General features: G+C 67.9%; 10 protein-coding genes and 1 pseudogene. 4 read left to right on the top strand and 7 right to left on the bottom strand.

Annotated features, from left to right (window positions below; all coding sequences use genetic code 11):
• Positions 1–226: 226 nt before the first annotated feature.
• The gene (locus ABT001_RS23895; protein WP_351280957.1) at positions 227–1,303 is read right to left on the bottom strand and encodes an FAD-dependent oxidoreductase; all 1,077 of its coding nucleotides are present in this window, start codon (positions 1,301–1,303) and stop codon (positions 227–229) included.
• A 74-nt stretch (positions 1,304–1,377) separates the two neighbouring features.
• On the opposite strand from ABT001_RS23895, the gene ABT001_RS23900 reads away from it, so the two are divergent.
• Positions 1,378–1,800, top strand: coding sequence for a secondary thiamine-phosphate synthase enzyme YjbQ (locus ABT001_RS23900; RefSeq protein WP_351280960.1), 423 nt, complete (start codon positions 1,378–1,380; stop codon positions 1,798–1,800).
• A gap of 661 nt (positions 1,801–2,461) precedes the next feature.
• Here ABT001_RS23900 and ABT001_RS23905 read toward each other — a convergent pair.
• From ABT001_RS23905 to ABT001_RS23920, 4 genes are all read right to left on the bottom strand, one after another.
• Positions 2,462–3,196, bottom strand: coding sequence for a DUF3159 domain-containing protein (locus tag ABT001_RS23905; RefSeq protein ID WP_351280963.1), 735 nt, complete (start codon positions 3,194–3,196; stop codon positions 2,462–2,464).
• Positions 3,197–3,199: 3 nt separating this feature from the next.
• Entirely contained in the window at positions 3,200–3,883 is a 684-nt protein-coding gene (locus tag ABT001_RS23910; protein WP_351280966.1) for a GPP34 family phosphoprotein, read from the bottom strand.
• 1,105 nt (positions 3,884–4,988) lie between these two features.
• On the bottom strand, positions 4,989–6,404 hold the full coding sequence (locus ABT001_RS23915; RefSeq protein ID WP_351280969.1) for an alpha/beta hydrolase: 1,416 nt from the start codon (positions 6,402–6,404) through the stop codon (positions 4,989–4,991).
• Positions 6,405–6,715: 311 nt separating this feature from the next.
• Positions 6,716–7,363, bottom strand: a complete 648-nt coding sequence (locus ABT001_RS23920) for a hypothetical protein (RefSeq protein ID WP_351280970.1) — start codon at positions 7,361–7,363, stop codon at positions 6,716–6,718.
• Between the two features lie 131 nt (positions 7,364–7,494).
• Here ABT001_RS23920 and ABT001_RS23925 point away from each other — a divergent pair, with 131 nt between their 5' ends.
• Together ABT001_RS23925 and ABT001_RS23930 are read left to right on the top strand one after the other, a co-directional pair.
• Complete coding sequence (locus ABT001_RS23925; protein WP_351280973.1) at positions 7,495–8,106, top strand: TetR/AcrR family transcriptional regulator; 612 nt, start codon at positions 7,495–7,497, stop codon at positions 8,104–8,106.
• Positions 8,107–8,391: 285 nt separating this feature from the next.
• Positions 8,392–8,859: pseudogene (locus ABT001_RS23930) on the top strand (Tn3 family transposase); the annotation flags it as partial.
• Positions 8,860–8,906: 47 nt separating this feature from the next.
• Here the strand turns inward: ABT001_RS23930 and ABT001_RS23935 are convergent.
• Positions 8,907–9,665: an SDR family NAD(P)-dependent oxidoreductase gene (locus tag ABT001_RS23935; protein ID WP_351280976.1), complete on the bottom strand. Its 759-nt coding sequence runs from the start codon at positions 9,663–9,665 to the stop codon at positions 8,907–8,909.
• Positions 9,666–9,812: 147 nt separating this feature from the next.
• Between ABT001_RS23935 and ABT001_RS23940 the strand changes: the two genes are divergently transcribed.
• Complete coding sequence (locus ABT001_RS23940; RefSeq protein ID WP_351280979.1) at positions 9,813–10,448, top strand: TetR/AcrR family transcriptional regulator; 636 nt, start codon at positions 9,813–9,815, stop codon at positions 10,446–10,448.
• A 729-nt stretch (positions 10,449–11,177) separates the two neighbouring features.
• Here ABT001_RS23940 and ABT001_RS23945 read toward each other — a convergent pair.
• A complete protein-coding gene (locus ABT001_RS23945) occupies positions 11,178–11,861 on the bottom strand; it encodes an Lsr2 family DNA-binding protein (RefSeq protein ID WP_351280982.1) in 684 nt (227 codons plus the stop codon).
• Between the last annotated feature and the right edge of the window lie 8 nt (positions 11,862–11,869).

The raw sequence follows: 11,869 nt of genomic DNA on the forward strand, positions 1-11,869 counted from the left end.
TGTCCAACCGGATCCAGGCGAGGCTGTTCTATTGGAATGGGGTGGAATGGGGCCGCCGACCGGGCGAAGGCTCCGCGATCGTCCCGAAGCCGCGATGTCGCGGAGTCCGGATTCCTTGCGTTTCTTCCAACGCCGCAAGGGTCCCGTACCGGCTTCGGTGCACGAGGGCTCAGCTCATCCGGTGGCGGGCCGGAGCCCTCGCCGGCATCGACCCCGTTGAGTCACCTCAGGCATGTGTGCGATCCAGCAGCCGGGTGACCGAACGGGCCGCCGCCCGGCCGGCCCGGTTGGCGCCGATGGTGCTGGCGGACGGGCCGTAGCCGACGAGATGGACGCGTGCATCCCGCACCGCCCGGCTGTCCTCGACGCGGATGCCGCCGCCCGGCTCGCGGAGTTTCAGCGGTGCCAGATGATCGACGGCGGCCCGGAAGCCGGTCGCCCAGAGGATCGCGTCGGCCTCGACCGTACGCCCGTCGGACCAGGCCACCCCGTCCGGTGTGATCCGCTCGAACATGGGGAGCCGGTCGAGGACCCCCTGCTCGCGTGCGTGCCGCACGGCATCGTTGAGCGGCAGCCCGGTCACGCTCACCACACTCCGGGGAGGGAGCCCGCTGCGTACGCGCTCCTCCACCATTGCCACCGCGGCCCGCCCCTCCTCCTCGCCGAACGGCCCTTCCCGGAACACCGGAGGGCGCCGCGTCACCCAGTACGTCTCCGCGGCGACCTCGGCGATCTCCATCAGGTGCTGGGTGCCCGAGGCGCCACCGCCGACCACGACCACCCGCAGGCCGGTGAACTCCTCCGGCCCTGGATAGTTCACGGTGTGCAACTGCCGCCCCCGGAAGGTCTCCTGGCCCGGATAACGTGGCCAGAACGGACGGTCCCAGGTGCCGGTGGCGTTGATCAACGCGCGCGTGGCGTACGCACCCTCGGACGTCTCGACGAGCAGTCGGCTGCCCGTGCCCTCGCGTACGGCGCTCACCTCGACCGGCCGGTGCACCCGCAGGCCGAAGCGGAGCTCGTACGCGTCGAAATACGCGCCGATCACCTCGGAGGAGGGCCTGCTGTCGTCGGCGTCCGTCAGCTCCATGCCGGGCAGGGAGTGCATCCCGTGCACCTTGCCGTACGTGAGCGAGGGCCAGCGGAACTGCCAGGCGCCCCCGGGCCTGGGCGCACGGTCCAGCACGACGAAGTCCCTGTCGGGGGTCAGGCCGGCTCGGCGCAGATGATAGGCGGCGGACAGCCCGGCCTGACCGGCACCGATGACGACCACGTCCAGCTCACGCGCCCCGAAGTTGTTCACCTTTCTACTAACCGTACTCGTGCCCTGGATCTTCCCGTGGGCGAGACCATCACCGGTGACGGGAGAATGGGGCCATGCCCGACACCTTTGCCACACACCTGCTGAACGTCACCACGGGACGGACCGAAACGGTCATGGACCTGACGGAGGACTGCACGCAGTTCCTGGCCCGCAACGCTCACGGCAGGGACGGCCTGCTCAACGTCTTCGTGCCCCACGCCACCGCCGGCATCGCCATCCTGGAGACCGGCGCCGGCAGCGACGACGACCTCCTCACCGCCCTGCAGACCCTGCTCCCCGCCGACAACCGCTGGCGCCACCGCCACGGAAGCCCGGGACACGGCCGCGACCACGTGCTCCCGGCACTGGTACCGCCGCACGCCACCTTGCCGGTCATCGGGGGGAGGCTGGAGCTGGGGACGTGGCAGTCCGTCTGTCTGGTGGACACGAACGTCGACAATGCGGACCGGCAGGTGCGTCTGAGCTTCTTCGGATAGTGGGTCGCTTCGGGGGGACTGTAGAGGGGGAGCCCGGCCGCGCCAACTGAGTGGTGCGCACGAATGCTCACCGGGGAACTCCTGTGGACCTGGACCGCGCTTTGATGACCAGGGGGCCGGAGCGTAGTGATGGCGTAGTGGGCGTAGATCAGGTCGGAGTCACCCTCGAGGGTGGGCGGCGCGACATCGCCACCAGCTATGCGATACCGCAGAGACCGAACGGCGCATACTGGCCCGCCACGTCCGCGGCCCCTGGCCGTGCCACGACCTGCGAGACCTGGCCTCGCCTTACACCGGCCACCCTGACTCCCCCTCACAGGTCTGAAGTGGCGCAGCCCACGAACAAGAGCCCAGCGAGGCCGCGTGTGGCGGTTTCGATCCTGATCGAGCCCTCTGCCCAGCGGTACCGGGCCTGGGGGGCTCGGCGGTCGACCGAGACGCGGAGCAGCGGGTGCTGTGCCTGCACCTTCTGCAGTGCCCGCGCCAGCGTCTGCCACAGACCTTGCGGTCGATCTCGGCGATCAGGGAGAACTGGACAGGGTTTCGGTGCATGTAGAGATCGATGGTCCGCTCGAAGGCTCCGAGTTCCCTCGCGATCTCCGACTGCGTGTGGCTGCTCGACATGAGGCCCCTTCCTCGCTGAGGTGATGTGACTACTCGCTTACCTGGACGCATCCTGACGAGGGGGGAGTTCGGCCTCGTGCCGAGCGATGGTCGGGACCGGTCGGCTGTCCACCAGACGTTTGGACGTTGCACGGAAAGCCCAGGCGACGACCAGCGCGGCGACCACGGTGAGGGGGGTGCCCATGGCGATCTTCGCGAAGGCGAGCCAGCCGGGGGCGTCGTGCACGTAGAGCCACTGCTTGACCACGAACCGGGCGCCGAGGACGCTCGCCGCTGCGAGCGTGGCTATGTCGTGTGCCCGCAGAACCTGACGGTCCCTGCGCCACGCGTGCGTGCCCCCGTACAGGAGGTTCCACGCCACACCGGTCAGGGGGCGACGAAAGAGAACCGAACCGAAGGTGGCGAGGAATCCCGCGAAGGCCACCCAGATGCCCAACAGGAAGAAGTCCTTGGCGGAGCCGGTGAGCGCGACGATTCCTGCCGCGACCAGAACGCCGGTCAGGCTGCCCGAGGCGGCGAGGAGCCGTTCCCCGCGCACCAGCCGGGCCACGGTGAGTACCGCACCGGTTGCCACTGCCGCGATCACTGCTGCCTTCGTCGACAGCAAGGTGAGTGCGATCACGAACACCACGACCGGGACGGTCGAGTAGACGAAGCCCGCGGTGCCGCCCATGGAGTCGAGCATGGGCGATCCCGGGGCGGGGGGCGGTGCGTTCGCGTTGCCCCGGTTGTGAGTTGGGGAGGGGGCGTGCTCGCCTTCGAGTCGGGTCATCGATCACTCCTGGTCACGTGCTGCGGTTGCAGCGTCTTTCGGGTATTCCTCGTCACGGTCGTGGTGCGGTTCAGGCGCTCCAGCCGCCTCCCACGGCCCGGCTCGCGAGGTAGGAGTCGCGCAGCGCCTTGCGCAGTCGGGGACGAACGCGTCGAACCGTGCCGCTTGCGCCTTGAGGGCGGACTTGTGGGTGCGACGGTCCTCCTTGCTCCACACCGAGGTGAGCTCCAGCTCGACGGCCAGGACGGCCATCGCCAGCTCGTCCGTCAGGTCATCGGCGCCAGCGCCGTCGAGCACGATCGCGCGCACCCGGTCCTGCAGGGCGTGCACCAGGTCCGGGTGCACCACGGTGACCCGGTTGGTGGACACGACCCCCAGCCTCTTCTGCCGTTCGATGGCGACATCCCCGGAGGCGAGCAGTTGGTCGCGGACCGGGGTTTCGGCTGTGTGCGCCTTGTTGTGCGGGAACTTCAGCCAGCCTTTGGACTTGTCCTCGGGCAGGTCGTACCAGACCGAGGCCGTGAACGAATCCTCAGGCGGATTGCCGGGGAGCCGCCGAACCTTCCCCCCCCGGTCGCGTCCAGCAGGCCCTCGCGGGCCAACTCGGTCATCGCCCCGGCCCGCAGCAGCTGGCCGAGCCCCTGAACGTTGTCGAGCTGGAATTTCTCTTTCTTGACGGTGTAGCAAAGCAGATACAGCTTCTGGGCGAGTGTCGTGGGCATCAGAACTCCCCTGTGTGCTAGCTGAAGTGAGTAAGAGGTTCTATCGCCGATAAAAGATTGAAATGCGCGCAGGGAAAAGGATCATTGGTTGCGCCCTCCCTTCTTTGAATCCTGTCAAGGATTAGATGGAGCGAATGTGGCATTCGCGCATCTCTCGCGGAGTAACCGCTACGCCCTCGCCCCTGATTTGCTTTTCAGCGGTTCTCCTACCTCCGGTTCGAGCCGTGAAACTGGTGACGTTACGGCATAGTTCTGCACGGCCTGAAGAATGGACATTTCGTGACCTTGCACGGCGCGTCCATACCGCCGTCGTGACAGAGGCGTAACTGGCGTCCGCCTCGCGCCTGGGGCGTCCCGACAGACGTGCGAGATGCACAGGACCGCAGCCATGAACGTTCTCTTGCCGGGCTCCCGGCGGATCCCGGTCGTGTCGCCGGGGCGGTCCATCAAACCGGGGCGGGTCGGAGTACCGCGGTAGTGTGGAGACTGGAGTCGACGCCAGCGAAGGGTGTGCTGGACGTGCGGTTGCACCAGCGGGAGGGACCGCTGGTGCAACCGGAGTCGCCGATGAGGGGGCGGTTTACCCCCCTGAGCTGGCCAGGTGGTGTGCTGTGAGCGGGGTGGCGACGAGGGCAAGGCACGGGTTTTCCTTCTGCCTTGTTTGACCTGTGCCGCCAGAAACCGCGTATTACATCGCCGAGACCGCCGTGGTTGAGAACGCGGGACCTGTTCTCCGCCCGCTTTTGCAGCGCGTAAGTTCACCGAGCCGGCGCAGAATCAAGCACAGGCGGAGCAGCCCTGAAGTGGGTTGCGTGAGGGCTGTCCCGCAATTCCCGGTGGATCAAGCGTGTGGCGCCCAGACGCGGTGCATCGCACGGCGAAGGAGCATCCGCATGCTGGATGTACGGGGACGCTCCGGCAACGTGCCGAGGTCGTCGGGCACCCGGCGGGAAATGCGGGCCGGCCCTTAGCTTGTGGCCTTGAACATCAGTCAGCCCCGTGAGTAAGTCATTCCGCTGTTCTGAGGTCGTGCCGTGCGTATGCGTGGGCGGGTGACGGTCGGCTGTGACTCACTGCTTCGCAGGGACCAGGGGGCGGGTGGTCGCGGGCGTATCCGTTCTGCACACGGTGCCGTCGGTGGGGTGGGTGCCGTGGAGGAGTGCGGCGTCAACTGCTCTGTCGACACACGAGTTGATGCCGTAGGAGCCGTGTCCGACTCCCTCACGTGTGAGCAGGACCGCGGAGTCCAGAGTCCGGGTCGTGTTCTCGGCCCAGTGGTGGGGGGTGACGGGGTCCAGTCGGCCTGCGACCACCAGTGCCGGTGGCGCACCGGCACCTGTGAGCGGCTTGGTGACGCGGTCCTTGTTCGGCGCGGGCCACCGAGCGCAGTTGAGGGCGGAGTAGGCGGCCCGGGTCCCGATCCGCTTCGCCTCAGTAGTGGCCTTGGTGGCTGCGGCCTTGTGCGCGGCGATGCCGGACGGGGTCTTCCAGTCGGCGCAGCGTACCGCTGTGTGGGTTTCGAACATCGCGGTGGGGACGGGGAAGGGGGATACCGTGACGCTGTTCCACAGGGTGTAGAGGGGTGCGCCGTTGCCCTTCTGCGCGGCCAGCAGCGCCGAGGTCAGCAAGGGCCAGGTGTTCTGGTCGCCGGCCAGGGCTCGGGTGGTCTCCAGGGCCATGGCACCGTCGAGTTCGCCGCTCGGAGTGGCGTCCCCCTTGGCGGATGCGATCTTCAGCGGCTTCGCTTCCAACGTGTCCATGAGCGTGTCGAACGCCGCCTCCGGGTCACCTGCCCCGAACGGGCACACTGCGGCCCCTTCGGCGCGGCAGGTCTTGAACCAGGCGTTGAGGGTTCGTTCGCTTGCCACGGCGACGTCGTTCTGGAAGGGGAGGGAGTTACCGAACCACTGGTTGGTGTCGACGGGCGCGTCGAGCACCATCTGGCGGATGCGGTGAGGGAAGAGGGTGGCGTACATCGGGCCGACCACGGTGCCGTAGGACAAGCCGTAGTACGTGATCTTTTTCTCGCCGAGCGCGGCGCGGACTTGGTCGATGTCGCGGGCCACGTTGTCGGTGGACAGGCTGGCCAGGAACTTTTTGTTCTGGTGCTTGGCGCAGCCGTCGGTGAACGCGGCGGCATCGGCCAGCAGTCGCGGCAGAGGCTTGCCCCCGGGGATCGCGGGGTCGAAGGAGGTACCGGCGGCGTCGGCTCGCTGCTGGTCGGTCAGGCAGCGAACGGCCTGCGACTGGCCGACGCCGCGCGGGTCCATCGCGATGATGTCGAATCTGGCGAGCACAGCGGGCGAGAAAGCGCCCGGAGTGCCGGCTGTCTTGGGCAGATTACGCAGTGTCTCGGTGGCGGCGACCCCGGGTCCGCCCGGGTTGAAGATCAGACTGCCGATGCGCTGGTCGGGATCAGTGGCCCGGTGCCGCATGACCGCGAGCGGGATCTGCGCGCCCTCGGGCTCGATGTATTCCTGCGGCACCTTGATCGTGGCGCATTGCAAGTCCTTCCCGCACGTGCTCCAAGTGAGCGGGTCCGGGGAGGGGACCGGAGCCGACGCGCCCGCTGCGGTTGTGCTGCGTAGTCCCGAGGTGCCGGATGAGCACCCCGTCAGGACCATGAGGGCTGTGGCGAACGCAGCCCCGTACTTGGCGGCGGCCCATGGCCTCAACCGGATCATGATCATCTTCCTTTCGTCCTACGTGTGACATTCCCTGCACCCTGGCCGTGCCGGTCGCGCGAGAGGCCGGCCGAAAAGGGGTGACGTGGTCGCGCCTTCCTCGCTTCGATGAGTCAGTGACCGGCGGCGTCGAGCAGGGAGGAGTACCGCAGGCGGAGTGCGCGCTCCATGCTCGCCAGAACGGCCCCGCCCCCCAGTGCGAGGTTCAGCCAGATCGGCAGGTGTATCGGCGACACGAATGTTCCGACCCGCTGTGTGACGGGGGGGATGTGAGAGACGGGTTCGGCGAGCTGCAACAGGTTCAGTCCCACACCTATGACCAGCAGCAACGCCGATCCGAAGGCGACCGCCCGGCTCAGTCCCGGATGGCGGGCACCGAAGCGCGCCCTCCGCCCCTCCGCCGAGGCAGGGTCGGGCGTGAGCTGAGACGGCTGTCCGCCCCAGGGGCGATAGTGGCAGCGCTTGACGCCGTAGCTGCTCATCGCCACCTCGATGAGGCCCCCGTCGACAGGGAAGAGTGCGGGCAGTTTCGACTCGGCCACATGCCTGCCGTCCAGGAACAGATGCGCCCGGATCCTGCTGTTGTCCAACCGCGCCCAGTGCCGTACGTCGACGGCGTGCTGGCGTTCCTGCCCGCCGTCACCGGGAAGCCGTAACCAGAACAGGGAGCGCACGGGGAGCTGCCACCAGCGGAACCGCTGCAGTACTCTGCCGTCGCCCGGCTTGAGGCGCCTTGACGCCGCCCACTGCTTCAACGCCATGATCCGCCCTTCCTGAGCGCATCGGCCGCACCGCCACTAGTACATCGTGTTAGTGGAGACGCTAGCACACTGTACTAGTACGGCGTGCTAGTACAGTGAAAGGCGCTGGGAGAAGCGAAGGAGAGCGGGACATGGAAACACGCGAGAAGATCCTCAAGGCCGCTGCGGAGATGATCGCCGAGGATGCAGCGGCGAAGCTGAGCGTGCGAGCTGTCGCCGCGCGTGCGGGAGTGAGCATCGGCTCCCTGAGGTTCCACTTCCCCACTCAGCGCGCGCTGCAGGACAGCCTGCTCGAGCGGATCTACGAACACCTGCTGCCCGGCGACCCGATCCGGGATCAGACCCTGGCGCCCCGCGAACGGCTGCTCAACTGCCTGCGGCAGGTTCTCGCCCTGACCGGCACCAACGAAGACGCGCGAACCGCATGGGGCGCCACGTACCGGAACTTCATCGAGCCCGAGGCGACCGAACCGGTACGCGCCGCGTACCTCCGCCTCGAGCGGGAGGCGGAGCGCCGGGTCGAACACTGGCTGACCGTGCTCGCCGAGGAAGGCGCACTGCCCCCGGGAGACCACACTCGCCACGTCAGGTTCCTTCTCACCATCCTCAACGGACTCTCGTTCGAACGCGCCCTGCCTACCCGCGAATCCGCCCTCATCGCCGAGATCGAGACCCTCAACGCAGCCGTCGATCACGTTCTCTCCGTCGGCCCCGAAACACCCGGCGGGCCGACCCGGCCGTGAACCGAACCAAGCACCCCCGTTCCTCGCGCTGCTGGGCGAGTAGAAGGCACTGGACGCGGCGAGCGCCGGGAAACGCGTCCTGGCCGAGGGCCGGGGCCTTCCGGCACTGGCCAGGAGGAAGACGGAGGTCAAGCCGCTGCTGCCGCGCGAGGTGGACGACAAGCTCGTGCCGCCGGCGTGGCGCAAGGCGGTGGTATGCCAACCCCGATCTGCCGCAGGGCGCGGTGGACCGGGACGCGTATGTGGTGTGCGTGCTGGAGCAGCTGCACCGGGCCCTGAACCACCCCGCTCGGCGCGGCGTTCGCCGAGTACGGGCGGATCGCCAAGACCGAGCACCTGCTGCGGGTGGTGGAGCCGGTGGACGACGCCTACCGCCGGCAGATGAACCGGCAGCTCACCGTCCAGGAGTCCCGCCACAAGCTGGCCCGGGACGTGTGCCACGGCAAGCGCGGCACCATCCACCAGGCGTATCGGGACGGGATGGAGGACCAGCTCGGCGCGCTCGGCCTGGTCCTCAACGCCATCGTGCTGTGGACCACGGAGTACATCGACGCCGCCGTCGCCCAGCTCCGCGCCGAGGGCCACGAGATCCGGGACGAGGACATCGCCCGGCTCTCCCCGCTCAAGCACCGCAACCTGAACCTACTCGGCCGCTACAGCTCCACCGCCGGCGTCCCGGCCGCCGGCGCTCTACGCCCGCTGCGCGACCCGGACGCGTCGGAGCTGGATGAAGACGAGACTGGTGCGGAATGAATCCGGCGCGCCGTTGCCCGTGACCCGGAACAGACCCGCACGGTCGGTCACAGGAGGGCACCGCCGGAGACCTCGATGCGCTGGGCGGTCATCCAGCGCAGGCCGCCGGAGGCCAGCGTGGCGATGGCGTCGCCGATCTCCTCGGGTTCGCCGACGCGGCCAAGCGCGGTCTGCCCGGCCAGCCCCTGGCGCATACCGGCGTCATCCCTCATGGCACCGCCGTTGAAGTCGGTGGCGGTCGGCCCCGGGGCAATGCTGTTGACCCGGATACCCAGGGGGCCGAGTTCTGCGGCCAGAGTGCGGCTCAGGGCCTCGACGGCGGCCTTTGAGGCGGAGTAGACGGAGGTCGCGGGGCTGGTGTGGCGAGTCAACGACGACGAGACGTTGATGACGCGCGCGCCTTCCGCCAGCAGCGGCACAAGCGACTGGATGAGGAAGAACGTGCCCCGAACGTTCGTGCCGAACACCGTGTCGAAGTCGTCGGTCGTGACAGCTTCCAGTGGGCCGAAGACACCCACCCCCGCGTTGTTGACCACGATATCGAGCCGCGAAGCCCCCCAGCGCTCAAGCAGTCCGCTCAGCTCGGAAGTGAAGGCTCCGAAAGAGGAGACGTCGCTGATGTCGAGACGCACGACAGCGGCGGTCCCACCCGCAGCGTGCACGTGCTGCTCCGTCTCCTCGGCCCCGGCCACATCACCGCGATGAGTGACCACGACCCGCACCCCGTGCGCCGCCAGCGCAAGAGCCGTACTCCGGCCCAGACCACGGTTCGCACCGGTCACCAAAGCGATCCTGTCGGCAGTCATCCGCTACTCCCTCATCACACGGCACCGGAGAGACATCAGGCACCGCTATAAGAGGCGAGTCACTTGACTCGCCTTTTCATTGCAGCGTAGGCAGCCTCGAAGAGGCGAGTCAAGTGACTCGCCTCGGATCCAGGGCATACTGCACGCATGGCAGCAGAGCTCTCCGCACACCACCGCCGTCTCGCCCAGCAAAAGCGTGAGGCGATCATCTCCGCGGCCACGGACCTTTTCCTGAACCACGGTTACGACGGCACGTCCCTCGCGCGCATTGCCGAAGGGGCGGCAGTCTCGAAGTCCACCTTGTTCAAGCAGTTCCCCACCAAGGCAGCCCTCTTCGAGGCCATCGTCACCGAGTCATGGCAGCGTGACGCCACCGACGCCGTGGCGCGACCTCAGGCCGGAGATCTGCGTTCCGGCCTGACCTCCATCGGCCACCGCTACGCCGACCTGATCAGCCGGCCCGGCATGACAGCCCTGTTCCGCATCGTCATCGCCGAGCTGCCTCGCTTCCCCGAACTGGGACGGATGCAGTTCCAGCTCGGCAAGCTGCCCTACTTCACCTCTGTCCAGCGCTACCTGGAGTCGGAGCACGAGGCCGGAAACGCCGACGTTCCGGACGCCGAGAGCGCCGCCAACCAGTTCCTCGGGATGATCGCCAACTACGTCCTGTGGCCCCGCATGCTGCTGACCGACTGGAACCCCACAGCCTCCGACATCCGCTACGCCGTCGAGCAAGCGGTAGAGACCACGCTCGCCCGCTATGCCTCCGATCGACCAGCCTGATCCGAAGCTGGAATTCGTACGTCGCCACCCCAGCGCCGGAGGGGCCCGCGGAGACGCGACCGTGCGGGTCGTCACTGTCGGTATACGGGTGCCGGTAAGGACCGTGTCACCGGCCGCAAACGGCCGGTCAGGGCTTCGTGGCCGATGCCCTGCTCGACGTGGGCACGGTCGACGCCAACCCGCAGCAGGGCGTCAGGGCCCGCCGCGTGTTGAACCGAACCACCGTTCGCACCGATCGGCACGCTGAACCTGCGGGGAAGCTCACAGCTCATGGGAGTCTCTGCGCTCGCGCGCAGACCGCTCACCTTCACGCGGCTCAGATGCATGGCAGATCCCCCGATCATCTTGATCGCTGGGACTCCGGTGCCGGGCAGCATCCGCGGGCGCGTGGGACGCGCCCGGGCACGCCATGGCGATGACGGCGGCGGTCAGTCGCTCATCGCGCATCAGGGTCCGCATCGCTGATGCGCGCGGCGTGCAGCCGGGCGAGGAGTCGGCCCAGTACTGGACCCGGGAACAGGGCAGCGCACCGAAGCGCCCTTCGGTGGCGTCGACCAGCACGTCACGCACAACGGATCGCCCGATGCGCACGATCCGCTAGTGGCACCCCAGTTCCCCGGCTTCCCGGCCGTCGTGGATCGCATCTGGGTTGAAGGCCATGACCCTGCCGGCACTGCGGGGACGCTACATGCGACAGGTGTACGACGACCCTGGCCGTTCAGTCGTGGCTCAGACAGCGTTGGCCCGCTTCCAGGCCTCGATGATCTCGATGGGGATGCGGCCGCGGTCGGGAAGTGAACGGCCGTTGGCGCGGGCCCACGCGCGGATTTCGGCCGGGTTCATGGAGCCCTGCTGGTCGGTTGGGGTGGTCGGCTCCACGATCGGGCGGGCGGGGGTGAACGTGGGCCCGTTGTCGAGGAGGTCCCCGGGAAAAAAGGGGACCCGCATCGCGCCACTGACGACCGCGAGGAGGAACTCGGTGAGCGTTCCGGCGAAGGTGTACCAGGGCGCGCGCAGCGCCTGGTTGACCGCGACGTCCCACGCGTCCGGCTTGTCCGAGGGCTGGGTGACCCAGAAGAGGTAGTCACCGTTCCCGGTGACCCCCATGGCGAAGAGTTGCTCAGGGGGGTGGGGCAGGGGCCAGGGCTGTCGGGCATTGTGCCTGACTTCTTCGATCTGTTGCCGAAGCCGCGCGGGCATAGGCCCGGTGAGACTTGCCGCTTCGCGGGGGGCGTGCGGATAGTGCAGAGAGAGGAAATTACAGAACTCCCCAGGACCATATGTGGCCATGAGTTGCTTATAGTCCTCGGGAAGCCGGGTGCCGAGCTCTGTCTCGACTCGGCTCCAATCGGGGGCTGAGGGAGGTGAAGCAGGGGGCGGGCAGACAGCGGTCAGGGCGGTCAGGGTGGTCATGGTGACTC

Origin of the sequence: Streptomyces sp. NPDC002793, from assembly GCF_040295485.1 — a bacterium.
GTDB lineage: Bacteria > Actinomycetota > Actinomycetes > Streptomycetales > Streptomycetaceae > Streptomyces.